Origin of the sequence: Methylobacterium gossipiicola, from assembly GCF_900113485.1 — a bacterium.
GTDB lineage: Bacteria > Pseudomonadota > Alphaproteobacteria > Rhizobiales > Beijerinckiaceae > Methylobacterium > Methylobacterium gossipiicola.
In genome coordinates this window covers 1-25711 of sequence record NZ_FOPM01000006.1, presented here as the reverse complement: position 1 = coordinate 25711, position 25711 = coordinate 1, and the positions used below count along the sequence as shown (strand labels likewise).

21 protein-coding genes and 2 pseudogenes are annotated in these 25711 nt (G+C 67.0%); 13 read left to right on the top strand and 10 right to left on the bottom strand.

Annotation, left to right across the window (positions count from 1 at the left end; genetic code table 11):
• Positions 1 to 14 precede the first annotated feature (14 nt).
• Together BM249_RS06610 and BM249_RS06605 are read right to left on the bottom strand one after the other, a co-directional pair.
• Complete coding sequence (locus BM249_RS06610; RefSeq protein WP_091970178.1) at positions 15 to 1220, bottom strand: PD-(D/E)XK nuclease domain-containing protein; 1206 nt, start codon at positions 1218 to 1220, stop codon at positions 15 to 17.
• Positions 1217 to 3535: an argonaute/piwi family protein gene (locus BM249_RS06605; protein ID WP_091970176.1), complete on the bottom strand. Its 2319-nt coding sequence runs from the start codon at positions 3533 to 3535 to the stop codon at positions 1217 to 1219. Before BM249_RS06605 ends, BM249_RS06610 begins: the two co-directional genes overlap by 4 nt.
• Before the next feature lie 460 nt (positions 3536 to 3995).
• Here BM249_RS06605 and BM249_RS06600 point away from each other — a divergent pair, with 460 nt between their 5' ends.
• From BM249_RS06600 to BM249_RS06590, 3 genes are all read left to right on the top strand, one after another.
• Positions 3996 to 4208: a DUF3892 domain-containing protein gene (locus BM249_RS06600; RefSeq protein WP_091970174.1), complete on the top strand. Its 213-nt coding sequence runs from the start codon at positions 3996 to 3998 to the stop codon at positions 4206 to 4208.
• Between the two features lie 86 nt (positions 4209 to 4294).
• Positions 4295 to 5206: a hypothetical protein gene (locus tag BM249_RS06595; RefSeq protein WP_091970172.1), complete on the top strand. Its 912-nt coding sequence runs from the start codon at positions 4295 to 4297 to the stop codon at positions 5204 to 5206.
• 280 nt (positions 5207 to 5486) lie between these two features.
• The gene (locus BM249_RS06590) at positions 5487 to 6167 is read left to right on the top strand and encodes a hypothetical protein (RefSeq protein WP_091970170.1); all 681 of its coding nucleotides are present in this window, start codon (positions 5487 to 5489) and stop codon (positions 6165 to 6167) included.
• A 251-nt stretch (positions 6168 to 6418) separates the two neighbouring features.
• Here BM249_RS06590 and BM249_RS06585 read toward each other — a convergent pair whose 3' ends face one another.
• A complete protein-coding gene (locus BM249_RS06585) occupies positions 6419 to 7093 on the bottom strand; it encodes a hypothetical protein (protein ID WP_091970168.1) in 675 nt (224 codons plus the stop codon).
• A 126-nt stretch (positions 7094 to 7219) separates the two neighbouring features.
• Between BM249_RS06585 and BM249_RS06580 the strand changes: the two genes are divergently transcribed.
• Both BM249_RS06580 and BM249_RS06575 read left to right on the top strand, forming a co-directional pair.
• Entirely contained in the window at positions 7220 to 7813 is a 594-nt protein-coding gene (locus BM249_RS06580; protein ID WP_091970167.1) for a hypothetical protein, read from the top strand.
• A 169-nt stretch (positions 7814 to 7982) separates the two neighbouring features.
• On the top strand, positions 7983 to 8990 hold the full coding sequence (locus BM249_RS06575; RefSeq protein ID WP_177232344.1) for an AlbA family DNA-binding domain-containing protein: 1008 nt from the start codon (positions 7983 to 7985) through the stop codon (positions 8988 to 8990).
• A 29-nt stretch (positions 8991 to 9019) separates the two neighbouring features.
• Here BM249_RS06575 and BM249_RS06570 read toward each other — a convergent pair whose 3' ends face one another.
• From BM249_RS06570 to BM249_RS06560, 3 genes are all read right to left on the bottom strand, one after another.
• Positions 9020 to 9874 carry a hypothetical protein gene (locus BM249_RS06570; RefSeq protein ID WP_091970163.1) on the bottom strand — a complete coding sequence of 285 codons (855 nt, stop codon included), beginning with the start codon at positions 9872 to 9874 and terminating at the stop codon, positions 9020 to 9022.
• Positions 9875 to 10013: 139 nt separating this feature from the next.
• The gene (locus BM249_RS06565; RefSeq protein ID WP_091970161.1) at positions 10014 to 11549 is read right to left on the bottom strand and encodes a tyrosine-type recombinase/integrase; all 1536 of its coding nucleotides are present in this window, start codon (positions 11547 to 11549) and stop codon (positions 10014 to 10016) included.
• Positions 11550 to 11682: 133 nt separating this feature from the next.
• Positions 11683 to 12015, bottom strand: a complete 333-nt coding sequence (locus BM249_RS06560) for a hypothetical protein (RefSeq protein WP_091970159.1) — start codon at positions 12013 to 12015, stop codon at positions 11683 to 11685.
• A 1239-nt stretch (positions 12016 to 13254) separates the two neighbouring features.
• Between BM249_RS06560 and BM249_RS06550 the strand changes: the two genes are divergently transcribed.
• The 3 genes from BM249_RS06550 (at position 13255) to BM249_RS06540 (ending at position 15538) form a co-directional block, all read left to right on the top strand.
• Positions 13255 to 13839 carry a hypothetical protein gene (locus tag BM249_RS06550; protein ID WP_091970155.1) on the top strand — a complete coding sequence of 195 codons (585 nt, stop codon included), beginning with the start codon at positions 13255 to 13257 and terminating at the stop codon, positions 13837 to 13839.
• A gap of 152 nt (positions 13840 to 13991) precedes the next feature.
• Positions 13992 to 14300: a hypothetical protein gene (locus BM249_RS06545; protein ID WP_143103697.1), complete on the top strand. Its 309-nt coding sequence runs from the start codon at positions 13992 to 13994 to the stop codon at positions 14298 to 14300.
• Positions 14297 to 15538, top strand: a complete 1242-nt coding sequence (locus BM249_RS06540; protein ID WP_091970151.1) for a relaxase/mobilization nuclease domain-containing protein — start codon at positions 14297 to 14299, stop codon at positions 15536 to 15538. The genes BM249_RS06545 and BM249_RS06540 overlap by 4 nt, the downstream gene beginning before the upstream one ends.
• Here BM249_RS06540 and BM249_RS06535 read toward each other — a convergent pair.
• The 3 genes from BM249_RS06535 to BM249_RS06525 all read right to left on the bottom strand — a co-directional run bounded on the left by BM249_RS06535 (position 15497) and on the right by BM249_RS06525 (position 18145).
• Entirely contained in the window at positions 15497 to 16327 is an 831-nt protein-coding gene (locus tag BM249_RS06535) for a DNA-binding protein (protein WP_177232343.1), read from the bottom strand. The two genes, BM249_RS06540 and BM249_RS06535, sit on opposite strands and share 42 nt — an antisense overlap.
• A gap of 380 nt (positions 16328 to 16707) precedes the next feature.
• Positions 16708 to 17190, bottom strand: coding sequence for a PilZ domain-containing protein (locus tag BM249_RS06530; protein ID WP_177232342.1), 483 nt, complete (start codon positions 17188 to 17190; stop codon positions 16708 to 16710).
• A gap of 64 nt (positions 17191 to 17254) precedes the next feature.
• On the bottom strand, positions 17255 to 18145 hold the full coding sequence (locus BM249_RS06525; RefSeq protein WP_177232341.1) for an AraC family transcriptional regulator: 891 nt from the start codon (positions 18143 to 18145) through the stop codon (positions 17255 to 17257).
• Between the two features lie 360 nt (positions 18146 to 18505).
• Here BM249_RS06525 and BM249_RS06520 point away from each other — a divergent pair.
• From BM249_RS06520 to BM249_RS06500, 5 genes and pseudogenes are all read left to right on the top strand, one after another.
• A pseudogene (locus BM249_RS06520) lies at positions 18506 to 18892 on the top strand (flagellin N-terminal helical domain-containing protein); the annotation flags it as partial.
• An 83-nt stretch (positions 18893 to 18975) separates the two neighbouring features.
• Entirely contained in the window at positions 18976 to 19833 is an 858-nt protein-coding gene (locus tag BM249_RS06515; protein ID WP_143103696.1) for a hypothetical protein, read from the top strand.
• Between the two features lie 10 nt (positions 19834 to 19843).
• The gene (locus BM249_RS06510; RefSeq protein WP_091970144.1) at positions 19844 to 20359 is read left to right on the top strand and encodes a hypothetical protein; all 516 of its coding nucleotides are present in this window, start codon (positions 19844 to 19846) and stop codon (positions 20357 to 20359) included.
• 747 nt (positions 20360 to 21106) lie between these two features.
• Positions 21107 to 22912 carry a DUF262 domain-containing protein gene (locus BM249_RS06505; RefSeq protein WP_091970142.1) on the top strand — a complete coding sequence of 602 codons (1806 nt, stop codon included), beginning with the start codon at positions 21107 to 21109 and terminating at the stop codon, positions 22910 to 22912.
• A 523-nt stretch (positions 22913 to 23435) separates the two neighbouring features.
• Complete coding sequence (locus BM249_RS06500; RefSeq protein WP_091970140.1) at positions 23436 to 25097, top strand: DUF6538 domain-containing protein; 1662 nt, start codon at positions 23436 to 23438, stop codon at positions 25095 to 25097.
• Here BM249_RS06500 and BM249_RS06495 read toward each other — a convergent pair.
• Positions 25094 to 25711: pseudogene (locus BM249_RS06495) on the bottom strand (DDE-type integrase/transposase/recombinase); the annotation flags it as partial. The gene BM249_RS06500 and the pseudogene BM249_RS06495 sit on opposite strands and share 4 nt — an antisense overlap.

Here is a 25711-nt window from a genome sequence, read left to right as displayed (position 1 = left end):
CCGACTGTGCTTCGTCACCGAGGCGATGAGTCGGTCACGATGTCCCGTTCCATCTTGCCTGGTCGCGATATCACGACCGCGTCGAACACCCGGTCCATTCGCCGGAGCCCTTCCACCAACGTCGCATGTCGTTCGGTGCGCCTGGAATCGTCCCAGACGAAGGGGATGAGCTTTTCCCATCGGGGATCGGTCGCATAGAGGGTATTGTCGGCCGCAAGCTCTTCGAGGATATCCGCGAAGCTCTTGCCCGGCCGCATGAACTTCACCTCGATGACGAGCTTCAGGCTGGGGATCGAAAGGTCCATGCGCGGGTTCTTGTGACCGACCGGCGCCGTGTACCCTTCCTTCTCCAGGTCGGGGAAGAGCGGCGCCAGCACCGCCCAGAGCAGGTTCTGGACATGGTACTCGTTCTCGATGCGCCACCTGACCGCGGCGGCGGATTTCGGGGTGGGCGAACGCTCCTCCCAGGTCCATTCCTGGAAGGAGCGAACCACCCCCTCCAGGACACGGACTACGTCCCTTGCTTCGAGGCGCCCGAGCCTGGCGGGCATGTTGCGGGCGCACAGGGCATCGAACGCCCTCAGCGCCAGTGCGGAACGGGCGGCGCCTCCCTCCCCGGGCGCCGGCCGCATGGCATTGCGCCATGCGGCCGGACCCACGGCCTCGTCGACGGGCAACAGCGCGAGGTCGGCGAGCGCCACCCGCGCCTCCGGCATCATCGATGATAGGTCAGGGCGTCCGGGGACCTGAAGGACATGCGTCGCCGCCACCATGAGCGACCGGTTGAGATCCGACAGGGTCTGCATGCCCGAACTGGTCACCGCGAGGGAGGCGAGCGGCGCCTGGGTCTTGCCATCCGTCCCGCGGGCACCGAGCGCCACGCCCAGCATCGAGATCCCGTCGATCTCAAGGGTGGGCTCCCTCAACGGGCGGTGCCAGGGCCTGTCGGCGAGCCACCGGATGCCTTCGACGAGGGTCGGGCGAAGCGCGTCCGGAAGCTTTCCCGCGGCAGCCGCGTAGCCGAGCGTCGCCACCTGCCGGAAGGAACGCTGCGTCGGGATGTCGAACTCGCGGGCAGCGTCGTCCGCGAGGCTTTCCAAGGGCCCGTGCTCGTCGAGTATCCACGACCGGAAGGCCAGCGACAGGGGAACGTCCGCATCCACCCGAGCGCCCTCGACTAGCCCGGCCCTGATGTCGGCGACCGTCGGCCCGTCGCTCATAGGAACCACGGTCGCCGCATGACCGGGTTGCCCATGACGGCGTCCCCGTCCCAGTTCGGGGTCCGTTCGAGCCCGGACAGCTGGCGGGCGATTTGATCCGCGTAGCCGAGCGAGACGGGCAGTCTGGACGGCGTGAAGGTCCGCCATGAATGGCAGGCGAAGTCCGATACCTGGCGACTCAGGGCGTACATGTTCCGGTACGTCGAGAGGTGGTGGAGCCGGAGCAGGACCGGGTCGGGCAGGCCCTGCCGCTCACCCTTGACCTCCTTGCGGCCGGTCAGCGTCACCAGCCATTCGAGATCGCTCAACTCGACAGCCTGGCCGCGTTCGGGCGCGAACGCGGCCTTGGTATCCGTACGGGCTTCGAGGTCGAACACCGTGAACGGATGTTCCTCGACGACGTGGAGGAAGGCGAAGTCCATCCGTGCCAGGCCGAGCCCCCTGACGGCTTCGACGACGGCATCCGCGGTCTCGCGTCCCAGTTGGGTGAAGGCATGGAACACGAGGCGGACGGGGTCGTTCGGACGCCATGCCTCGTCGCTGCGAACCCGTGTGACCGCCTCGACGACGACATCCCTGAGCGCCGCCGGCAGCCCCTCGTAGCCCACCGCGGACGTCCTGCTGTCGAGCAGGTACGTTCCCTGCGCCGTGAACATCGTCGCGATGCCGACAACCCGCTGGCCCGCTCCCCGGCGACCCTGCTTCTCGACGTGGGACCCCAGGCCGAAGACGAATTCGTGCGCGTTGCCGGGCGGGGCTTGCAGGAGCCACGGACGACCACCGAGCTTCGCGTATGTTCCGAGGGCCACGTTCGCCAGGGCGCAGGCGTAGGGGAAGTCCTCCATCTGCACCGTCTCGACGGACAGCGCCTGGACCACAGTTCCCTGCTTGAGGAACGCCGCCTTACCCATCCAATAGGGGCTGTCGTCGTACGGACGATCCTGCCACTCGCGCGAGACCTGCAACAGGGCGAGGTCCCACCGCTCGTCCCGGCCGGCGGCGTCGGCGTTGGCGGCGCGGGCCGCATCGGCGTAGTCGGTGCCGCCGTTCCCTTCCGCGGGAAAGAAGCGGACCTCCGGTTCTTCGAGGCGGAAACGCCCAACGAGACCAGTCGGATGCGGGGCGAGCGAGTTGGGCCCTGAACTCCGGATGTGCGGAAGGCCTTTCAGCAGGCCGTGGACGGCAGCTTCCATGCTGCGGCGATACCCTGCCTCGCACACGACCGCGATCCGAAGCTTCTTCCGGGCGAAACTCTCCCTATCGTAGGGACCTACCTCCTCCAGGCCCTTCTGCGCCCAGGACATGTTGGAGGCGCCGCCGGGATCGAACTGCAGCCTCGGCTTGTAGAAGCTCTCGACCCGCGGGAACGCGGGACCGTCGACGGTCTGGTCGAACGGGCCGTCGAACCTGAGCGGCACCCCGTCGGCGAGATGGAGGGCGTCGCACTGCGTCAGCCAGGCGATGGCCTTGCGAACCGTGTCGAAGGTGACCGCGCCGCCGTGCCACTTGGCCTCGGTGTCGGCAACGCGTTTCAGAACGTCGTCTGCACGGCCCTGCGTGAGCGCGGTGACGACGGCGATGAAATTGGCCCGCGACGGCTCCAGGTAGAGTTCGGCGTCGGGGACGGAGTCCTGGCCTTCCTCGTGATCCGCCAGGGTGATGATTCCAACGTCGTCGACGGCAAGGATGCGGCCGGCGTAGCCGAGCCGGTCGGAGATCCTGGGGTCCGACGCCTCCCGGACCGTGGACACCGTCTTGCCGACGAGAGGCACCCCGAGCTCGCGAAGCTCCGCGACGGAGGCATCGATGAAGGTGCGGAGACGGTGCGAACAGGTCAGCACGACCTGGACCGTCCCGCGGCGCACGAGCGGGCGGACATCGAACTCAAGGACCAAACGCTTCTTGAGCCATTCCGGGAGCCCGAGATCATCCGGTAGGACGTTCTCCCGACCCGAGCCGCCCGACTCGACGATCAACGGCCGCCGACGGGTCACCCGGTACCCCTTGTCGGCCCGGGTCAGCAACTCCCTGAGCACGGCCTCCCGAGCGAGCGCTGCGACGAGATTGGGATGTTCGGTTGCCTTCAATCCTAGCCTCGACGCCGGCAGGTCGGCGCCGGACGTGAGGGGGACGACGGCAAGGCGGTCACCCATCCGGAGAGGGTGCACGTCCTGGGGATCGCGATCCAGGAACCCGTGCAGGGCATCCCGTTCGTAGGGGACCATCGCCGCCGGTATGGTTCCGGCCGGCATGGCGATCCGGACCGCATTCAGTGCGAGGCGGGGAACCCGCCTCTCCCCCTGCTTGAACGCCATGCTCGCCCATAAGCCAAGGCACCGGACCCGACGCGACCAGCCCGGAATTCGGAACCGCGCGTCGATGCTTGGTACCTGCCGAACATAGCAGCCCGGCATGTTCAACCTAACGATGGTTCAGACCAACGACGCAACGAAGTGTCGAAGGCTGCTGTATCGAAGTCCGAAATGGAAGTGTGCTGCGGCGGCCGTCCCCGGTCCCATGGTCGCATTCCACCGCCTAATCGGCGGAGTCTGGGAACGCGGCAGCCAGTGCCGGCGCCCTCGACGGCCCACCGTCAAACCTGGGCGCATGCGATCCAGATTACGGCTTCAGGTGCGGAAATTTTGCCATGAGGTTTGCCGCGCATTTCGCGTCGATCCGATCCGATACTTGGATGTCCCGCCTCGTGCCCATATTCAGGTGGTTCGGAAAATCTTCGACGAAACCCGACGATCCCCAAACAGAAGGAAAGAGCCGATGTCCAAGATCAAGGGCAGGAACGACGGTCCGGGTGGCCGCAATGAACACTATGACGTCGGGTCGCGCCAGAACGTCCCCCGGCGGAACGTGGTGGCGGAGATCAAGCGCGGCGAGCATCCCGACACGCACATCGTCAACGTCAACGGACGTGAATATGCGCGCGACAATCCGGACGCATCGACGAGGGACAACGTGAACCGGGGCAAGTAGGGTTTCGCGACGGCTCCCTAGCCGTGATGCTCGATCCGGCATCGGCCCCGCCACCGTGCCTCCGAGCCTCATCGATCCTTTGAGGGATGGTCGACGGCGTTAGAGGCGGCATGCTGGCGGCGGACATACTCTTCGACGTGGATCCGGACAACTGGACCAAGACGACCGCTCGACTGGCGATGCCGTTCCTGTTGCGTTGCGCCATCGACGGTCGGACGGTCACCTACTCGGAACTCGACGAGACACTCCATGAGGCGCACGGCAGGGCGCGCATGCCGGTGCTACCGATCTACGGGCGCCCGGCCGGGCGCATAGGCGACGTCTGCGCCGCCTTGGAGCGGGAGCTCGGCGAGAGGATCCCGCCGCTGAACGCCATCCTGGTCAACAAGTCCGGCGTACCGGGTCGCGGCGCCGACTACTATCTGCGCAGAGCCGCCGGACGGTCGAAGGGCGGGTCGGGCGTAGCCGGGCGTCGGTCGTTGGCTCTTGCCACCATCGATGCGGTGCACGCCTTCGAGGGCTGGCGAAGGGTTGCCGGTAGCCTGGGACTGCATGTCCCTCCGTCGATCATGAGGCATGACGAACCTCTTGCCGTACCCAGCGGGACGGGACGGATGCCGGGGGGCGCGGAAAGCGCGGCGCACCGCGCATTGAAGGAACGCGTAAGATCGATGCCGTCGTTCTTCGCCGACTACGGCCGGTTCCCGAAAGGTCGGTCCGAGGCGCAACTTCCGTCCGGCGACAGGGTCGATGTCCTCTTCAAATCACGGTCTGGATTTCACCTGGCGGTGGAGGTGAAAACCGCCGACGCCCCGGACCACGAGCATGCGAAAGGCGTGTTCCAGGCCGTAAAGTATCGCGCGACGCTTCGAGCGCTTCTGCTGGTCAGGGGGCGGTTGCCGCAGGCGGAGGCGGTGCTCGTCCTCGGCCGTCGGCCGTCGGGGAACGTCAAGGCGATTGCGATCAGGCTCGGGGTCAGGATCTTCGTCGTCGCCTGAGCCTCTGCACAGGCGTCCTTCGTCGTGTTTGTTGGCGAACCCGGACCTAAGCCACCGGTTTTAATTCGCGTCTCGCCAACAAGCGCTCTTCCGATTTGTTCGCATTGCGCCAACAAGATGCCTGTGCTTTGTTGGCGGATAGGAAACAAAAGCGAGCGGGTTTGTTCGAGGATGACCAACAAGCTCTCGTCCGGTTTGACCGAGGCGGACGAGGTCCCGTCCTGCACCCATCGCCACCCCGTTGGGGGTTTCGCAAGGAAGCTCCTCCACGCTTGCCGGCATGGACGTCCGCGTTTCACTGATCGATTTTCGGATGGCCTGCCGGGCGGTCCACGAGGCCCATCTCGCGGGTCGCGGAGCGTTGGAGCGAAGTGCGGTGGCGTTCAAGGTCAGGCGCGCGGTCGTGATGGCGGCCATCGACCGCGTGGAGACGGCACTGGGTGGCATCCCGTTCTTCGAGGTCCGGGTCCGAAGGTCCGGGTTGCTGACACCTGCCGGCGACGCGTTCCGGCGCATGGGACCGAAGCTGATCCGAGCATGGGAGGCGCTGTTGCCGCAAGGGACGGACGCGGCCTCGGATGGCCGCAAGGATCGGGCCGATACACGGGGTGGGGCTGTGGCCCCCGTCGTCCGGGGGTCGGCGACGATTGCGGACCTGGTCGCGGCCGTCGGGCGGCAAGGTCGAAGTCTGGAGAAGATCGTCGCCCTGGCGGAGGCTTCCCGTCCTGATGCCCGCGCTGACGGAACCGCGCCTGCCGGGACCAAGGCCGCGGAGGCGATGAAGGTGGTGTTGGCGGTCCTGAAGGAGGCCGGAGCATCGGGCATCGCCAGTGGCGACTTGGCGGCAGCGCTTGAGGGTGCCGGCATCAAATCCGGTACTGCCGAGACGGCCAAGGCCGTTTTGCGAGGCGCCGGCCTAGCCCAGTGCGAGGGAAGACGCTGGTACGCGGCCGAGCTATGACAGGGGCGGGATCAGCCTCGCTAACGCTTTCGCAGGGCCAAAAATGACCCGACGGTTTCCCGACGGTTAGGATATTCCCGAGGGAAGCGGATCGAATTGAAGCCGATCAGACCAAACCCGCTCGCATCAAAATCAACGGGTTAGATCCGATTAGTTTCTTACCCATGAACAAGGATCCCCTCGAAGGCCAGGCCCCTCCCGACGGTTTCCCGACAGATGGCGTGCAGGCCCGGCTCGCGATCCCGGCGCCCTCATGGCTTCGGCGTCGCGAACCACACCTCCACCACCTTGAGCAGGAACCCGCTCAGGCCGACGGTCGCGGAGAACTTGGCCACCTCCAGCAGGACCCGCCGGTAAAGCGGCGTCCGTTCGACCCCGGCCACGACCAGCCGCCGGGTCGCCAACAGCCACCATACACGAACGCGGTCCCCGAGGCTCGGTTCACCTTCCAGGCTGGTGCACTCCATGTACGACACGAACGCCCGCCAGTGCCGCGCGGGCAGGCTTTCCCCCGTGAGGACGTGCGACCGGCGGACCCATTCCAGGAGGATCGCGTCCTCGGGCCTGCGGAACCCTTCCGACCTCGCCGGCTCCAAGGTGCACATGACCGTCCCGTTGTCGACGCGCTGGTAGACGAGGCGCGCGCCGTTCTCCGCCAGGAGACGCTCCTGGACCGAGGGAAACCGGTCCTGCCGCGGCACGAACTCACGCACGGCCTCGAACGGACGGGAACCGTAGAAGACCTCCAGCATGCGCCGGTCGATGCCGCCCATTGCACCGCCGGGCGTGATGCACAGGCGGTAGACCGGATCGAAGAACGCATTCCGCGGGTCCGCGTCGGCAAGGCGCCGGAACGTCGCCGGGGCCTCGCGGACGAAGAACTCGAAGTCCGACCGGCGTTCCAGTCGACGGGATGCGCGCGCCACCTTGGATACCTCTTGTTGGAACGTTAGGTGAACCCTTTATCCATACGGCCGGTCGCCGTCCACGCGGCGACCCGGCCTCACGGATGCCCCCCGTCCTTCGGTGGACCTACCGGGAAGAAGCCTGACATGCGCATCCCCGCAAGCCGCGGAACCGTGCTCGGCGCGTTCGCGGACGATGTCGACGGAGCGGGCTGGACCGCCTCCTGGTCCGACGTGACGAGCTGGCTGATGGAAAGGGCCGAGGCCCGGTTCGGGCCGCGCGATCCGCGGTGGTTCTTCACGGGGCTGGAGTTCGCCGACGTCGAGGCACCTACGACCTACTACCCGGCGAACCGGCCCTTCCACGTCGGCATCCGGCTGACGGCCGCCGCCGCCGCCTCCCCGGCCGAGGCCTACTTCCAGCTCGCCCACGAGGTCGTGCACCTGCTCGGCCCCTCCCCGACCCATGCCAAGGCCAACGTGCTTGAGGAGGGGGTGGCGACCGTCTTCCAGCAGGAAACCGTGGCGGCCGTCGGCCTCCCGGCGACCGTCTCCCACCCCTCGTACCTCGCCGCCGCCGGGAAGGTCGCTTGCCTGGAAGCGTTTGCGCAAGATGCCGTCCGCTCGGTCCGCGCGCTGTACCCGGACCTGCGCGACCTGACCGAGGACGAACTCGGCCGGATCGTCCCGGGGTTGCCGGCCGGGCTGGCGGGCGCGCTATGTTCCCCGTTCCGTCGATGACCGCGGGCGGTCCTTCTTCCGCCCCGCATCGGCGTCGGCGGTTCGCCGGACGGACGCGACGATGCTCTCGAACAGGGGCCGGACGCGACAGGATGGATGCGATGACGAGGTGCCAGTGACCTTACCCATGCCATCGGTGCCGACCCGGGAAGGGATCGAGAAAGGGAGCGTGGTCGAGGCCGCGAATCTCGACTTCAAGCAGCGGGTCGACCTCGACGGCGACCGCGGCAAGACCAAGCTCGTCGACGACGTGGTGGCCATGCTGACTGCCGGGCCGGGCTACCTCGTGATCGGCGTCGCTGAGGAGAAGGGCCGCTTCCGCCACTTCGAGCCGATCAGGGAGGACCGCGACGCGTTCGAGCGTCGCCTCACCTCGGTCCTGCTCGACAACATCGACCCGCGACCGCTTCGGCTGTCGATGAGCTCCTTCGAGGTCGACGACGGCTTCGTCGCCGTCCTGCACGTGCCATGGCATGGGCGCCGCGCCTTCCAGAACCGCATCACCGGCGGGTTCCTCACTCGCACCGGCGCCCGGAACACGCCTCTGACCCGCGACGAGGTGCGGGCGCTGTTCACGCCGGAGGAGCGGTTCGCCCGGGATGCCGTCGCGCTCTGGGAACGCGAGGACGCCCGCTGCGTCGAGCGCAAGCTGATGCAGGAGGACGGCCCGACCTTCCACCTGTCCGTCATCCCGGAGGAGCGCTACGAGGCGGGGCGTCCGGCATTCCATCGCGGCACCGGCGCGTTGCGGGGGGCTCCGCTGTTCCATGGGCGCGGGACGGTGCTCCAGGCGTGCCAGGACGGCTATGAGGCCCTGGAGCTCACCTTTCGCGAGAACCGCTCGATCACGCGCGTTTTCGTCGATTCCGACTGGTCGCTGTACGTCCAGGTCGTGCACCCCTTCCATGCCGACCACGAACGCGTGACGGTGCGCGACTTCGGCAAGGCGCTTCCCGGCTACATGGCGGCCCTCGCCGACATGTTCCGCGACGACCTCCACGGACCCTTCTGCGTCGCCATGGCCGTGCGGAACCTGCACCGGAACCCGAAGGTCGGGTCGGTCTTCACGAACATCGACAGCATCGTGGCACGCCCGGAGATGGTGGACCGCATCGACGACCCGGGATTATCCGAACGCTTCGCCGACGCGCTGGTGCGGGGCTCCCGCTACGGGTGACACCCTCCGCCTGGGACGAGCCCATGCCCTCAGGGCGCGGGCGTCGAGTCCTCCGCCGGAAGGCGATCCGCCACCTTCTCGAAGAGTTCACCCTCGTAGCGTTCGAGGTCGTCGCCCCCCATGCCGGCGATGCGGGTCCGATCGTCGTCGTCGACAGGTCCCAGAAGCGAGAGCAGCCTCAGGACGGAACGTACCATCTCCTGGTGCCGTCCCTCCTGCCATGAGCGTCTCGTGACGGGATTGCGCTCGTAATCAATCTCGATAACGTCGGTGACCATCTCCAGAACCTCCTGCGGCAAGCTTTCCCGGTCCATCCTGAACTGCGTCATGAGCGTGAACAGTTTCAGCGCCCGCGCTTGGTCCTCGTCCGGGAGCTTCCTCAGACCCTCCGCCACGGCGATCAGCCGCCGAGGCTCGGGCGTGAGCAGGCACGCCATGATCCTATCATTCACGTTGTCCGACGCGAAGAGGGGTTCAAGGTCCAGATCGGCCGGGGTCAGTACCTCGAAGCTCACGGGATGCCCGGCGACCATCGCGATCACGGGTGCGGGCGCGGACACGTCGTCCAGACGGACCACATGCTGCACGATCACCCTCGACTTATGTATCTCCTCAAGGCCGGTGTGGGTGTCGACGAGCCGTCGGCCGAGTTCGGCCTTGTGCGAGGTCTGCCACTCGGCGTTCCAGACGCGGTCGTCCACCAGACGGACCACCAGGTCCCCGCGCAGCCGCACCGTGTAGGTTATCTCCGTGGCGAGGTGCTCCGCGATGGGCGGCAATCCGACCATGCGGGGAAGCTCGCGGCATTGCGCCGTCAACTCGCGCAGGAAATCATCCAGGGTCAGCTTGGACGAAGGTGGGATTGTGATCGTGGCCTTGGCCATGGACGATATCCGTTCCCGTCGCGTCATCATCAGGTCCGCCGATGAGAACCACCGGCGGTCCGAGTTGCCCAACCGAACCCAATCCCGGGTTCGGCTTCCCGGAACGCCCGTGATCGCACGGGACCAGGTGGGGCCGCGTCTAGCGCTGCCGATTTCCCCGGAGGCCGGCCGGCTCATACCCGACCCGTGACCTGAGGCTCGCGCCGTTCGCACGGGCATGGTCACGCTTGCGCCGCTCCGTGACCGCCGGGTGCACGCGCGGCGGGTCCCCGGCCGGAGGCGCCTGCACGTCGGGCGCGGCCATCGGCTTGGGAATGCCGAAGAAGGTGGCCGCCTTGACCCCTGCGCCGATGGCCAGCGCGTCGGCGGCGGCGTCCTGGCCTTCCAAGGTCCATTGCCCGTAGATGCGCACCATCGTCTGGATGCTCATCCCCAGCAGGTCCGCCGCGGCCCGCACGTCCACGCGGGCGATCCGCAGCCAGGTCGCCGCCGTATGCCTCAGGGTGTGCCTGATGACGTCCTTGCTGATGCCGGCATCGGCCATGACCGCCTCCCACAGCCAGACGGGGGTGGACAGGTATTCCTGCCCGTTCGGCTGATGGAGAACGTGGTCGATGCCGGCGGCCCTGTCGCTCTTCCGCCAGCACGCCATCGTCGATGCGAGCTTCCGCGAGATGCGGGAACTCGCCCGGGGCTTCCCGATGCTCGGGTCGCGGCCGAACCCGCGCCGGTGGATGTAGCGCCCGTCCACGTCGATGCAGCCGCCATCCGCGGAGCATTCCCAGCGAAGCTCTCGCATCGCCCCGCTGCGCGTCCCGGTGTAGAGGCCGAGGGTCACGAGGCGACGCATGACCTTGCGGTTGGCGATCGTCTCGGGGTCGCGCATGACGTAGCGGGTGACGACCCGGCCGTCGTCGTCGACCACCGTCTCACGCATCCAGTCCTGCGTTGCCGCATCCCAGATCCGACCCCGGATCGCCCACATGATGCGGGCGACCTCGGAACGCCGCAGCCATCGCGTCCGGCCGGGGCCGGACTTCGGGAGGTAGACCTCCGGGTGCCAGGCGAGGGCGTTCTCGTCGGCATAGAGGTTGATCGCCTTCTTGAGTTCGAAGAGATCCTCGCGGGCGCTGGCCTCGGTGGCCATCGGCGCATCCGGATTGCCGGGCCGGTAGCGGGCGTCGGGCTGGCTCGTGCGCCAGTCGATGAACGCCTTGCACTGCGCGGTCGTCACCTCCTTGAAGACGGCATTGCCGAAGAACTTCGCCAGCGTCGCCAGCCTGGTACCGAGCTCGGCGTACTTGACGTGCTCGCGGTCCGGCGCGGTTCGCGAGGGGCGCGCCGCGTCGAGGAGGTGCGCGAGCGCCGCGGCGACCGGCACCATCCTCGGACCGACGATGCCGCGCTCCCGGGCGCCCTTCTGGAGCTTGTACAGGTCCAGCAGCGTCTCGGCCTCGGCCCGGCGTTCCGGCGGGAGCCGGGTCGAGATCTCGTCCCGCCCGTCCCTGATGTACAGGATGACCTTCCTCGACTTGCCCCTGGAGGTCCGCTCCACGAGGTGCGGGGCCTGCGGAGGGGGACCGCGCCTCCGGTCCATCTCGGGGATGGCCGCGGCCGTCGTCATCAGCGCGACGCGGATGTCCTCGGCGGCGCGCGCGAGCGCGCCGACTTGCATGGTCTCTCTCACGATTCTAGAACCTACTCTCCTGTGCCCGCAACCGTGCGGGCGTTTCGGGAGGCGGACGCGGGGCGGATCTTCCTGCAAGTTGACACGCGCCCCGTGTCCGCCGACTTGCCGCCCCGCCCACCTACGCGGAGGGCACGGCAGGCCTCTTCGTCCCGCGCCTTGCGCGCGAGCGGTTTCCGCCGAGCCTCTTGGCTTCGGCCAGCTTCATCTGGAGCAGGGCCTGGGGCGATGCCTCGGCCCGGTCCAGCCCCTTGTCCATGACGCCGACCTCGTCGACGCCCATCCGACGGATCGCCATCGGCGTGGTGAAGAACTTGCCCGCCACCTTGGTGACCGTCAGCGTTCCGTCCCGCTCGGCCGTCCGCAGGGTATTCGTGGTGATCGGGCCCGCCGGCCAGAACAGGGCGGCGGCCTCGGGAAGGGTCAGCAGCTCGTCATCGGCCCACTCCTCCACACGCGGCCGGTCGGCGATCCTCGGAGGGATCCGGGTGGATCGCCCGGCCGGCGTTCCTGCGCGAGGCAAACGATCTCCGCCTCGGGAGTCAATCGGCGGCGCCGGCGCATCGGCCGATGCAACTCGCCCCGGCTCATCGCCCCGATTTCCCCCACCCTCCCCGCTCTCCGTATCGGAAGTCTCGTCCTTGCCAGCGGCGACGACGGTGCCGACGCAAGCGTCTGCGTGACCGGCGGAAATCGTCGCGGTCGCGTCCTCGGCCCGGTCCTCGACCTGACCGCGCCAATCCTTCAGCGATCCTTGCGACGGGCCGTTGCGAGCCTCGGGTCCCGAAGGATCGCCGTAAGGATAGGCAGCGCCGGACCCTGCGACATCTCGGCACGAATAAATCGTGCCAGGCGCCTGGACTTCCGACCCCGAATCCCAGCCCGAGCCCGTCGGCAGCGGTGACGCCGTCCTGGTTGATTCGGGGGCGGCCAAGGCCGGCGAAGTCACGTTCGTCGCATCGGATCGAGGCGGCGCCTTCGCGAGGTGGGTTGCCACTACCGGGTCCACGGGCGGGAGCCCTGGGGATGCCACGCGTGGCATCCTCTGGACGGCATCCCCTGGGATGCCGGCCATGGCTGGCTCTATCCCTTCGATCTTCCTGCCCGTGTCATCCCGGTACGCCCTCGGGACCGTGGGGTTCCTGGCGGTCGTTCGGTTCGCCGTCCCAGCTTCCCGTCCATCGGGGTTTGGCCTTCGCAGCGGATCGGCCTTGGTCGGCGGGATGACGTGAACCGCCCGCAGGATGCGTGTGATGACCGTGAACACGGGTGAGCCTCATGGTTGGTGGAGGCTGGAGTATTCCCGTTCGTTCCGGTTTCTCAAAATCCCGGTCCACCGACGTGGCTATTGCCGCGACCGCAAGCCATGGATGTCATCCCTTAGTTCGAGGCAAGACGGTCGCCAACCCAACGCAAAAGAACGAATCGCCCCATTCGAACGGAAAGTCCGATCCGAACATTGATCGGCCCGATCAACGCCGCCGTCCGGGTGACGCGATCACTCGGAGGCCGGCGGGATAACAGGTAAGGTTCGTAAATCCCATTGCTAAAATTTTATACGAGTCGGGATTTAGCGCGAAAGTTGGCATCCCGACCCTATAAGAATTGTCATCCCACTAGGATTGAATGGCCTCGGTGCTTTCATGGACCTTGAGAGCCGGTTTCGGTTCGATTCGGTCGCGAAGGTACGCATATGCCGTTCGATTGGCTAAAACGCCGGCTCACCACCCCGGACGTTTCCCGTCCCCCGACCGACATCGGTGGGGATGACGGTACCGCAACCGCCCGCATCGCGGCGCCGCGGCCGACCGGGCCGTCCAGGCCGGTGTCGCTGGCGACGGCGACGCGGGACTATGCCCGCGCCGTCGAGGGGGGCACCCTCGACAGGCTCGGCGTGGACGCGCATCGGCGCCTGTTGCTGGCGATGGGCCCGGAGATCTGGGCTTGGCAGCGAGCGCGGAAGCTGACCTCGCAGACGCCGTGGCGGGCGAGCCCGAACCGCGGTGAACGTCACGAGCGCCTCAGTGCGATGCGCCAGATGATGGACGATCTCACGACCTGGGAGCAGGCGCTCGCCACCCTCGATGCCGAGGCCGGCCGCGCCCGGTTCTACAACGGTCCCGTCCCGCCGGACCTGGAGGTGCCCCCCGCGGTCATGCGGTTGATCGAGGCGCGCCGGGCCGCGGCCGAGGAGCGGGCGGCCCGCCGGAAGCCCCGTTCCGACGAGGGCGGGGGCGGGCCCGCGCTGACCCCGGACGCCGCCGTCCGCCACCCGTAGCCGACCCTTGTCGGGTCCGAGGACCCGGCCACAGTGCCAGAAAGCCCCAGGAAATGAACCACGCACCGTCCAGCGCACGCCCCGCCCGTACCCTCCCCCCTGCATCGTCCGCCCGACCGGCGGCGCCACGTCGCGGCCTCCATGTTCGCTTCGTGACCCGGATGACCGGCGAGCTCAGCGAGGCGGTGACAACGTTCGCCCATCGCGACGGTCTGACCGCCGGGGCGTGGGTACGGCGCCTGCTGCTGGACCGTGTCGCGATGCAGTCGCCGGACGACGCGCGGAGCGGGCGGCCGATCCGCAGGCCCGAGGAAGACCATGCCGCCATCGCCGCCGCCATACGGCATCTCGCCCAGGTCAGCACCGCCCTGTCCGTCCGCGACGAGGCGTCGGCGAAGTCGGGCCTGCACGAGGCTAGGTCGCTCCTGATCCCGCTGGTCGTACGCCGACCCGCCCCATGATCTCCGGGGCGACGCGCGGGTCGGGCCGAGGGGATGCCCTCCCCGCCCACCTGCTCAAATCAGAGAACGAGGTGACGGTGATCCCGGCGCGTGGCCTGGGCAGTACGACGTTGCACGATCAGGTGCGCGAGCTCGTGGCGCAATCCGCCGGCGGGCGGACCGACCGCCCGATCTACCACGTCTTCTGCAGCCCGGACCCGGGGATCGCGGACGACGCCGCGGTACGGGAGCGGTTCTGGACCCTGTTCGAAAGCGAGTTCGGAATGGCCGGACAACCCTATTGCGGGGTGGAGCATCGCAAGGGGGGCCGCCTCCACGAGCATCGCGTCTACGGCGTCGTCCGTCCCTCCGGCGCGGTGGTCGATTTGGCCTGGGACTACGTGCGCCGTGAGAAGTGCGGGCGGATCGTCGAGTTCGAGCACGGTATGGAGGCCGTACCCTCGAAGCACGCCCGTTCCATCGCCAGACGCCTGAGGCAGGACGGCCGGCCGGACGTCGCAAACTGGCTCGTCGCATCCGGTTGCACGGAGTCCGTGCGCCCCGTCGCCAGGCTCACGCCCTGCGAGCGCGCGACCGAAGAACGGACGGACGTCGCGCTCGACGACCTGCGGCGCGCGACACTTTCGGCATGGCGCGAAACCTCGGACGGTCCGGCCTTCATGGCCGCCCTTCGGGTCCGTGGGCTCGACCTGCGCCGGGGCCGCGTCGGTCCAGTCATCATGGATGCGACCGGTACAGCGCATCTCGCGACGCGTGTCCTCGGTGCGGCGTCGCGGCGCTTCGAGGGCGAACGCATCCTCGCCGCGGTGGTGAGGGCGCGCCTGGGCAACCTGCAACTTGAGGAGATGACGGATGGACGACGCGGACATCGTGCGGCGCCTGGAGACGCAGGAACGCCTGCTCCATGCGATCCTGGCGGCCCTCGGACCGCCGGAGCAGGACGGGTCGGGTTTCGACGATTTGGTGGAGACCCTTTCGGACCTGACGGTGGCGGTATCGGACGTGACGGACGCGGTCCGGGCCCTGCGATGGGACGGCTCCGCGCGATCACCCCGGCCCGCGGGCTCGTCCTCCGGCGAGGGTTGAACCGCCTCGACCCGATGCTAACCCGATACGGCGCCGCGACCGCCCGTGCCCGTCACGCCACCGATCGCATCGACGCCGATGCCGCCCGCGATCAACGTCGGGCCTGGGCCCTATGGGGGCTCACCGACATCTGGGGCATTCCGCTCCGATAGCTTCCTGTCGTCCTTGAAGACCTTGCGCCCGAGCGGGCCATCCCAGCCGGGCAGTCGGGCGTAGGCGTCCTTGCCCCGCAGCTCGAAGTATCGCGCGGCTTTGGCGCGAACCTCGATCTTCTTGCGCAGCGTCGCCTCGTCCATCGGCTCCTTCACGAACCGCCCCATGCGCATGGTCCCCCGCGAGAGGCGCTCCAGGATCCATCCGGCCGACATCGTCCCCTCCGGGGGCAGGATCTCGTATGCCTCCCCCATCACCTTTTCCCAGTAATCCTCCGACCGCACGTGATCGAGCCGCCCGCGTAGCTGCCCGACCTGATCGCGCAGGGTCGCGTTCTCGGCCCGCAACGTCTCGGCCTCGGCCCGCAACGTCTCGGCCTCGGCCCTCAGGCCGGCCGCCTCCGCCCGGGCGGCGTCCGTCTCGACCATCGCCTCCACCCGCAGGGCGTCGTTGGCGCGGGTCTCGGCAGCCAGCGTCCGACGCTCGTCCTCCATGCGCGCATCGGCCTCCTCCGTCGCCGCGGCCCAGACCGCCCTCACGAACTTCGCGTGGTCGTCCTGGAGCCGCTCGGGAAGGCGCTCGACCCGTGGCCGGGGGGCGTAGTCGCGGGCGACCTTCCATGTCTTCAAGTGCGGAGCCACCGTGCGCTCCGTGCCACCCACGGGCGGGGGCTCGCCCGGGGGGGTCGGCCTTCGCAGCTCGGCGAGAACGGTGGCGACCCTGACGGGTTCCTCGTCGCGCGCCATGACAATGTCGGCGGCGTTCCAAACTTGGTCCTGGGTCGGCATCCGCGTCCCTCCGGGGCGCGATGCTGGGGGCATGCCGCTTAACGAACGCCTTCCGCGGGAAACGGGAAACGGGAAATTCGATTTCCCGTTTCCCGTTTCCCGGATCATATCGGCGTCGGCTTGGCCGGCGGGATCGCGTCGCGATTTCCCCAGGGCGGCAACGGCGGTCCGGTGCCGACCGATGTCGGCCGTGTCGCTAGAGCTTTCATGCGCTGGGCCGACGAGCGGTCGGGAGACGCTGTCGGGAGGCCCGGCATCACGCCACAGACCCGATGTACCAAGTTACGCGGCGCGAAACCTCGCCGGGCATCCGAACCCGAGAGGGGACGGATGCCGTGCCCGGCAAACGCCGACGACCGAACGGGCTGTGCGGGGGTTCGTCAGAGCACCACGGATTCCGTGACGTTCTCGGGATTGAGCGGCAATGCGAAGCGCACGCCGATGCCGGTCTCGGTGTGCCGAACCACGGTCGCGCGCCGAACGCCGAGGGTCACCGGGAAACCGACCGGGGGACGCGATGCGACATCGACCGCGGCGCCGCCCGTGGAGACGTCGCGAAGCGTACCGGCCTCCTCGACGTCCCCCCACCGGACGACGACGCCCGGATGGGAGGGAACGACGCGCGCAGTCCCGCGACGGTCGGGACCGCTTAGCGCCTGGGCGTGGTGCCATCCGATGCGTGCTGCCAGCCTCCGCCGTTGATCCATGCCGGCTTCCAGGCCCAGACCGAAGGATCGCTCCGTGACGAAGGCGGCGCGACCGGCGAGGACACCGAGGCCGGGGATGCGGCAGACCACCCGCGAGAGAGGGACGGGGGCGACATCGACGAGGATCTCCAGGTCGTCCAGCGAGGTGCAACGCAACGTGCAATCCCGTTCGACGCCGGTCGCATCGGCGTACCGCCCGGGCAGGCTCACCGGCCCCATCTCAGAGTTCCTTCATCCAGGACAGGAGCGTCGCCCCGGTCTCCCAACGGGAGCCGACGGCGAAGTTCCGGTCGACGTCGCGCGGGTTGACCCCGTACCGCGCCCGGAAGGCCTTGCTGAAGGATTTCTGGTTCTCGTACCCGCACGCGTAAGCCACGCCGGAGACCCGGTCCGGCCCGCCGGCGTCGACGCCCGACAGCATCCGCATCGCCATGGCCAGCCGCCGGGTGCGCACGTAGGTGAGCACCCCTCTGTCCTCCTCGAAGATGGCGAACAGCGGTGTTCGGGAAAGCCCGAACCGGGCGCAGAGCATCTCCACGCCGAGATCGAAGCGGCCGAGGTTCGCCTCGATGAACTGCCGGATCTCGATGGCGACGACGGCCGGGCGGTTGTGGCCGCTGTCGGAGACGGGCGTCAGGGCGGCGTTGCACAGGGCCGCCGTCGCGACCGAAAGCAGGCCGCGCTGCGTCTCGTCGGACGCGTCGAGGCAGTCCGCCATGGTCGCCATGTGGTCGGACAGCAGCCGCGTCAGCGCGGACCCCGACCGGCTCAGGACGCTTCGATGCAGGTCGCCGATCTCGCCCACCCGCGCGTCGAAGGCCCGCCGCGGGATGCAGAGGCCAATCGAGTCCACCTTGGTCGTCGACCAGCCGAGAACCGGTTGGGCCATGTCGACCAAGGCGATGTCCCCGTGAGAGATCAGTCGTTCGCCGGAGGGCGTGTCGACGCCCGAGCGCCCGTTGCGGTGCTGCTGCAGGTAGACGTGGTCGACGGCGAGGGCACCGACCTGGGATTTCGTCCGCTCCACGGTCTGGGGCGACGAGTGCGTCCTGTAGAGATGGACGCCTCCGACCCTCCACCCGCGAAAGCTCGCCTCCCAGGGGGCCGACATCGACCGGTCCGGCGTCGACGTCCAGATCGGCCTGACGGTCTCGATCCATGCTTCCCGACGAAGTTTGTCGTCGTCCAGAAGCGATATCTGCGGGTCGATAACATCAGAGTTCATAGACATACGATCAGCAACGCAACTACAGAAACTGTAATTCTATTTCTGCGATCAAGTCAATTGCCCTCGTCAAAAAACACGTGAATCTGACCCTAATTCCGAGCATAGGACGCTGGTATACATAAACAGGACGCCAGTCGACAAGATAAGATGAAGCATAGCCAGAATATTTCTTGGTCATAAACCTTCGCGACCGATCCTTCTGCTTGCTACGACGCCCTCCGTCGAATGCAGAAGGATACAGCAATGTCTTCAGCCATTACGCTTTCGGCAGCCACGCGGCAGAACCTGCTCTCGCTACAGGACACCGCCGCTCTGGCGGCGACCAACCAGAACCGCCTCTCGACCGGCAAGAAGGTCAACTCGGCGCTCGACAACCCGGTGAACTTCTTCACCGCGCAGAGCCTTTCGGACCGGTCTTCGGCCCTGTCTGGCCTGCTCGACGGCATCTCCAACGGCATCCAGACCATCCAGGCCGCCAACACCGGCGCCTCGAAGATTGCAGACCTCGTCAAGTCGCTGCAGTCCACCATCACCCAGGCGCAGGCGGCTAATTCCCAGGCGCTGTCGACCCGCAACTCGCTCGCGGTCTCGGCGCTCTCGCTCGCGAACACCGCCCAGCAGGGCATCCTCCAGCTGCTCCGGTAAGCCCCCCTGACGCCGCTCTTGCCCCGGGGCGGCGGTCTTCGGTTTCCGACTGTTCGAGACGTGTACGAATGAAAATACCCCGAATCATTTTGCTGATCCTCGTCGCGGGTGTCAGCCTTTCTTTACCGGCGCGAGCCGGGCCGATCACCGACCGATGGTCGGCCGAGGCCACGCAGACGCGCGCGGGCCGCACCTACCGCACGGTCGCGACCTTTACCTACGATGGCATGGTCTCGAATGGGCGCGCCCTGTGGCGGGTCGATGTCCGCTGCGAGGTGCGCGGCCCAGGGGCTAACGAGACCTCGGCCGTGACAGGCTCGGGCACCGCCATGCTCGCCCAGGGCGGGTGGAGCGGCAACGCCCCGCCCCTCGGCGACGTCTATGCCATCGAAGCGGAGAACGACCTCGGGAATGGCAAAGGCAAGCTGGAGGTAGGGAACCCGAACTGCGCTTCCGGCATCCCGGTCCTCAGGCAGGGGCTCCATAGGGCCCTGCCGAAGTCCGAGCAGGACGAAGGGACGAAGCCCTCACCGACCGTAGCCCAGACCCTCGCAGGTCGGGCGTCATCCAAGGACCCGCCCGCCGGGCGGCCCTGGATGCACAACGGCAGCATGGTGTTCGCCGACCCGGAGACCGGCCTGATCGTCTACCACGAGCCCAAGGCGTCCATCCGGGACGTCGTCCCTCCCGGCGCGGTCCTGTTCCGTGGACGCCTGGGCCCCAATCGGCCCGTCGGCGGAACGGCCTACGCCTTCAAGGCCGGCTGCCCGCCCGCCCCCTACCCCGTGACGGGCACCTACTCGGATCACGCCTACACCCTGAGGCTCCGCGGCGCCGGCCCCGTCCGGCGCGGCTGCGAGGTCGTCGGCTACTCCGACGGCAGCCCGCACGCGACCCTCCTGTTCACGTACCTCCTCGACGATTGAAGGCACCGCCATGAACGAAGTCATCAAATGCCACTTCCTCGGTATCGGTTCGGTCGCCCCGGGCGACGTTCGGACCAATCCGTCCGGGCGAGAGATCTGGACCGGGGTCCGCCTCCGGACCGATGCGGGGAAGACCCGCTTCCTCAAGGGCGCGCTGATCGAGGCCGAGGCCTCGCTGATCATTAACGAGGCCATGGACCGTGGCGAGCAGCTTGAGGTCTGGTTCTCGGGCAAGGAGGAGCGCGCCTATGCCTACGCGATCAGGTCCGCGACGGAGGCGTGGTACTACGACGGGTACGCCGACTACCTCCGGCTCCAGGGCATCAAGTTCCTCGTGATCGGCGTCCTGACGCTGCCGCTCCTCGGCCTGGGCATCTTTTTCATCCTCCAGGCATTCGGCTTCTTCGGTGCCTCGACGACGTTCGCCGCCTCCTACCCCCGGTCAACATTCGAACGGGGCTACGAGGAGGGCGTACTGAAACCGCGGGCGGAGCGGGCGCTACTCTGGCAGATGCAGCGTGCCTGACGCAAGGATTCTGGGAGGATGGCACGCTCAGGGCTTGGCACGCATCCGTCCCCTTGCATCCTGTACCGCCCGCTTGCCGGCAGGTATCGCTACCATTCGCCCGTCGATACCCTGGACCGCCCGTGCACCGGACTTGATGGCGACCATACGGCCATCGTTGCCTTGGACCGCCCTCGCGCCGGCTGGTATCTCGACCATACGGCCGTCAGTCCCCTGCACCGCCCGTGCACCGGCCGCGACGGCGACCATACGGCCATCGTTTCCTTGGACCGCCCGTTCACCGGCCGGTATCTCGACCATACGTCCATCGTTACCCTGTACACCGCGCGCGCCCGCCCTGATGGCCACCATATGACCATCGGAACCTTGGAGGCCACGTCCGCCGTCGGGAATGGTCACGGTCACTCCGTCCGTGCCGGTGAGCTTACGAGGCATCGCATCCCTCCAAACCTGACCCAATCGAAAGCGGATCTGACGAAGAACGCAGTCCGCCCGAGATCGATGTAATGGTTCCGCGCCGCTCCGGCACGGGGTGAAACCTTTTGGCGATGATACCCATAAAGGTTGGCGTCGCCGCCGCCGGATGGTTGGCTTGCGCCGCCATTACGCGGACGGGGTCCGTCAGGCGACCGGCAACGGATAGTTGTGTGCCGATGGACCGGACCCTCACCCTTGGTCGACCCAATATGGTCGGATAGCCTCCACCAGCCGCGGGCTTCGCCTGGGCAAAGGGGGAAACGGAACGGCATGACCACGACACAGACCATCGAGAGCCAGGACATCACCGTGGGAGGGGTTTTCCAATCCTTCTACTCGGTCCCGAACTACCAGCGCGAGTATGTCTGGAAGACGGCCCAGGTCGAGCAACTGCTCACGGACATCCTCGGCGAGATGCCGGCCCAGCCGCAGGAAGGCCCTCCGCCGGAGTATTTCATCGGCAGCATCGTGGTATGCCCGAACGGGCACGGCGTCCTCGACCTCATCGACGGGCAGCAGCGCATGACGACGCTGTTCGTGGTGCTGTGCGCGATCCGCGACCGCCTTGAGGCACTGGGCGACACCGTCGAGACGCCGGTCCACGGGCAGCTATCGTCGCAGAGCATGGACGACTGGGGCAAGTCATCCCATCGCTATCGCCTCGACCTCCAGTACGAGGACGCGCAAGGCGTCCTTGCCGACCTCGTCGGAAGGAAGCAGGTCGCCGGAAAGCTCGGCACGAACTCGGCCGAGAACATCGTCGGCGCCCATGCAACCGCGTCGCAGTTCTTGGCGCGGGAGTTCGGGGACGACGCGGGGCGCGTCAGGGCCTTCTACGCCTACCTGATCAACCGGGTGAAGCTGATCCGCATCAAGACGGACGGCGTGACCAAGGCGCTGAAGATCTTCGAGACCGTCAACGACCGGGGCGTGAGCCTCGACTCGATGGACCTGCTGAAGAACCTGTTGTTCGTCCGCACCAAGCAGGTCGAGTTCGGCAAGCTCAAGGCCGTGTGGGACGACCTCCAGGCGGAACTGCGGCGCTCGGGCGAGAAGCCGCTCCGCTTCCTCCGCTATTTCATCTTCAGCCGCTACGCGGTCGAGCAGCTGCGCGAGGACGACATCTACGACTGGCTGAAGAAAAACGAGGCCAAGGTTGGGTTCGGGACGGAGGCCGTTCCCTTCGCCCGGGAACTCGTCGCGGCGGCGAAGGCATACACGCGTTTCCTCGCCGGACAGGGCGAGGACGGGCAGGCGCGGCCGGCGCTGCAATCCATGCGCATCCTCGGCGGAAGCGCGGCGCGCCAGCACCTCATCCTGTTGCTCGCAGCACGCCACCTTCCGTCCGACCTCTTCGACCGACTCGCGCGGGAAATCGAGAATCTGTTCTTCACGTACGTTCTGACCCGTGAACCGACGAGGGACTTCGAGCGCGACTTCGCGCGCTGGGCGGCGGAGGTCACATCCGTCCACACGGCCGAAGACCTGGAAGCGCTGGTCGAACGGCGCTTCAAGCCGGCCCGTGCCGCGCTTGCGACCCGCTTCTCGGAGGCGTTCGGGCGACTGGGCGCCAAGGACTTGCAGGCGTACCGGCTGCGATACGTGCTCGCCAAGCTGACCCAAGCCGTCGAGTTGAATGCCTACGGTGAGACCGAGGGGACGCGATGGCTCGGGAAGTACGCCGAGAGTTCGGCCTACGAGATCGAGCACATCCACCCCGTGACCGCAGGCCCCGAATGCGTGGCCGAGTTCGGCGACGGCAGCGGGACGATGACGCAACGGCTGGGGAACCTCGTGCTCGTCGAGCAAGGGATCAACGCGGCGCTCGGAAACAGGCCTTTCTCGCAGAAGCTACCCGTTTACACGCAGTCCCAACTCCTCCTGACACGGGCCATCACCGAAAAACCCAAGGTCGGGGTCAACACCCGCATCAACGCGGCCGTCTCGGAACTCGAAAGCTTCGGTTCGTGGACCCCCGTCGAGGTCGAGGCGCGGCAATCGCAACTGTCCAGCCTTGCGAGGGCGGTCTGGGACGTCCCGGGTCCGACGCCCGCGGGTCCGGGGACCCAGGCCTGAAGGCGTGCCGATGCGGCCGGGGGGCGTCAGACACCCTACGGCGGGTACGATCCTAAAGCCGTACAGGCCCATTCCCCCGGTCCTGGCGACGCCGCGCTCGTAAGATGGTGGAGGTCTGTGAAAGATCGCCCCGCGCAACGCGAGGGCGGCGGCGGTCTCGGTATACTGGGACCTGCTGACGCCCTCCGACCCAGGTCACCTTCGCGTCATCGCTCGGGGTAACAACACCGCCCAAAGCCCGTACCCTGGACCGAAGCGCGGCGATCCACATCACGCCTTTATGATGGGTGTTGACGTGCTTTCCCTGGGCTGGAATACGAGGACGGTGTCACCAGGGCCTGGCACAGCACGTCGATGGGACCGGTTCGAAATCGAACTGGATTCAATGGCTTATCCGCGGAACGGCGATGTCTCCCTCCGTCTCCGCCAGACTAAGTCATTGAAATCATTGATCTTTTTGCCTTCGGGCAATCCCTGGCCGTCACAGCTCGGACTTCGGTTCCGGCTTCGATCCGGGGTGCCCATGTACGTCGTCACACGTGGCGACCGTTTCTGGTTTCGTAAGGCCGTTCCCGTAGACCTCGTGGACGTGCTCGGCATCGCCGAGGTGCGTCGGTCGTTGCGCACCAGCAGCGTCCGCGAGGCGCGGCGGAGGGCGCTGGACGTGTTGGTCAGGGTCGAGGAGGTCTATGCCGTCCTCCGGTCCGAGCGCCCCATGCGCCCGGACCGCGACATCGCCCTGGCTCTGCTGGAGAAGGCCCTCCAATCCAATGCCGGCACTCCAGCGACCTTCGAGGTGAATGGCCAACTGCTTCAGGAGGCGGCTGGCGTTCTTCGAAGGACCGGCGACGGCGACCAATCTGTCGGCCGAAGGAACGGTATCGCCGACCGAGACGATGAGACCACGTATCCTGTCGGCGACCCCATCTCGTTCATCGGCGCCGATGACGCGTTACGCATGCTCCGCGCCGAAGGGCCGAAGGGCGAGGAGAACAGGATTGCTATCGCCATCCTTGAGGCCGTCGCGAGGATGAGCCTCGGCCGCCTCAAGGATACGAACCATGGGGCTCAGGAACTCGATACTGCGCTCTCCGCACTCTCTGCGCTTCGTGAAGGCGTCATCGCCCCGGAGGCGGCCTTCCCCTTCGAGCAGCTGCGTGCGTTGCTCGCCAGCCACTTCCCGCCGGCGGCGCCTGCGGTCGATGCCCAGGCGGTCCGCGAGATAGTCGCTGCGGAATTGCGCGACGGCATCGCCCGCGCCGAAGCGGAGAAGTGGTCGGGCATGCTGTTGTCGGAGGCCATCGCGAAGTTCGAGGCCGTCGAGGTCTGCATGCGAGGCGGCCAGAAGCATCAGGAGGACGTTCCCCGCCGCCTGGCGAACTTCATGTCCGTGGTGGGCGACAAGCCGATCCGCGACGTATCCCGGGACGAGGTGCGACGATACCGGGATCTGCTGGACCAGCTGCCCGACCGGTTCGTGCTGCGCTTCAAGACGTCCGACTTGCAGGAGGCCATCAAGGCGAACCGTGAGCGGCGGTTTCCCTACGGGACCATCAAGAAGCCCACCATCGACCTGAAGTACCTCGGACCCGTCAACCGCCTCTTCGCATTCCTGGTCAAGGAAAAGCTACTGGGGGCGAACCCGCTCGACGGCATTCGCTCGACCCAGAAGGAGGAATCGAGCGCCAAGGCCAAGCGGCTCCCACTGAAGCCGCACCACATCGACCTGTTGTTCGCGGAGACGGCGCGGCAGCCGGTCATCACGGCAACCTACTGGGTGCCGGTCATCATGCTCTTCAGCGGAGCCAGGCCGGGGGAGCTTGCCCAACTCAAGGTCGAGGACCTGCGCGAGCAGTTCAACGGCCGGCCCCACCTCAATGTCCTGTGCCAGGATGATGACTATGAGGAGGAGCCTGACGTCGAGGTCACTCGCAAGCCTGTCACTGAGGACCTGCGGCGGGTGAAGACCGAGGCCGGTCGACGCTTGATCCCGATCCACCCGATGCTGGTTCGGATGGGCTTGCTCGACTTGTTTCAGCGACGGCGTCGCGAGGTCGGAGCGAATGGCCAACTTTTCAAGGATGTGAAACCGAATGCCCATGGGCATTACAGCGCGGCCCTGACCAAGCGCATCAATCGGCGGCTGCGCGCCCTGGGCATCACCAACAAGCGTTTCGTGCTCTAGCTGTTCAGTCCCGGCATTTGATGGATTGGATCGACGATGAAGCGATTCGGTTCCGACGTCCACGTTTTGCAGATGAACTCGTACGGCGTGAGCCCCCTGAGGGTTTTGAGGCGGCGGCCGAAGTTGTAGGCGGCAACAAAGCTTTCGAGATGAGTTCGAAGTTGTGCATGGTCATCATAATGAAACCGTTTGACCGTCGCCTCCTCGATGGTCCAGTTCATGCGCTCAACCTGGCCGTTGGTCCAGGGATGCTTTGGCTTTGTCAGCCGGTGTTCGATGCCGTGGGCCTGACAAGCTCGATCGAACGGATGCCCACGCCACATGGCGGTTGGACCTGACCTGTTCTTCGGTAGATCAGCGAATTGGATGCCGTTGTCGGTCAAGACGATCTCGACCTTGTAGGGAACGGCGGCCACCAGCGCGTCCAGGAAGGCGCGGGCCGTCGCCGTATTGGCCTTCTCGACAAGCTCCACGAAGACGAACTTCGAGGTACGGTCGATGCCGACATAGAGATAAAGCTTGCCTTCTGCTGTCTGCACCTCGGCCATATCGACGTGAAAAAGCCGATCGGATAGGCTTTGAACGTCTTCTTAGGAGGCTTGTCGTCTTCGACA

Excerpts from the sequence above, each read along its gene's own strand:
- BM249_RS06610 (WP_091970178.1), bottom strand. The coding sequence starts at position 1,220 with ATGAGCGACGGGCCGACGGTCGCCGACATCAGGGCCGGGCTAGTCGAG.
- BM249_RS06605 (WP_091970176.1), bottom strand. The coding sequence starts at position 3,535 with ATGGCGTTCAAGCAGGGGGAGAGGCGGGTTCCCCGCCTCGCACTGAAT.
- BM249_RS06600 (WP_091970174.1), top strand. The coding sequence starts at position 3,996 with ATGTCCAAGATCAAGGGCAGGAACGACGGTCCGGGTGGCCGCAATGAA.
- BM249_RS06595 (WP_091970172.1), top strand. The coding sequence starts at position 4,295 with ATGGTCGACGGCGTTAGAGGCGGCATGCTGGCGGCGGACATACTCTTC.
- BM249_RS06590 (WP_091970170.1), top strand. The coding sequence starts at position 5,487 with ATGGACGTCCGCGTTTCACTGATCGATTTTCGGATGGCCTGCCGGGCG.
- BM249_RS06580 (WP_091970167.1), top strand. The coding sequence starts at position 7,220 with ATGCGCATCCCCGCAAGCCGCGGAACCGTGCTCGGCGCGTTCGCGGAC.
- BM249_RS06570 (WP_091970163.1), bottom strand. The coding sequence starts at position 9,874 with ATGGCCAAGGCCACGATCACAATCCCACCTTCGTCCAAGCTGACCCTG.
- BM249_RS06565 (WP_091970161.1), bottom strand. The coding sequence starts at position 11,549 with ATGCAAGTCGGCGCGCTCGCGCGCGCCGCCGAGGACATCCGCGTCGCG.
- BM249_RS06550 (WP_091970155.1), top strand. The coding sequence starts at position 13,255 with ATGCCGTTCGATTGGCTAAAACGCCGGCTCACCACCCCGGACGTTTCC.
- BM249_RS06540 (WP_091970151.1), top strand. The coding sequence starts at position 14,297 with ATGATCTCCGGGGCGACGCGCGGGTCGGGCCGAGGGGATGCCCTCCCC.
- BM249_RS06535 (WP_177232343.1), bottom strand. The coding sequence starts at position 16,327 with ATGCCGACCCAGGACCAAGTTTGGAACGCCGCCGACATTGTCATGGCG.
- BM249_RS06525 (WP_177232341.1), bottom strand. The coding sequence starts at position 18,145 with ATGTCGGCCCCCTGGGAGGCGAGCTTTCGCGGGTGGAGGGTCGGAGGC.
- BM249_RS06515 (WP_143103696.1), top strand. The coding sequence starts at position 18,976 with ATGAAAATACCCCGAATCATTTTGCTGATCCTCGTCGCGGGTGTCAGC.
- BM249_RS06510 (WP_091970144.1), top strand. The coding sequence starts at position 19,844 with ATGAACGAAGTCATCAAATGCCACTTCCTCGGTATCGGTTCGGTCGCC.
- BM249_RS06505 (WP_091970142.1), top strand. The coding sequence starts at position 21,107 with ATGACCACGACACAGACCATCGAGAGCCAGGACATCACCGTGGGAGGG.
- BM249_RS06500 (WP_091970140.1), top strand. The coding sequence starts at position 23,436 with ATGTACGTCGTCACACGTGGCGACCGTTTCTGGTTTCGTAAGGCCGTT.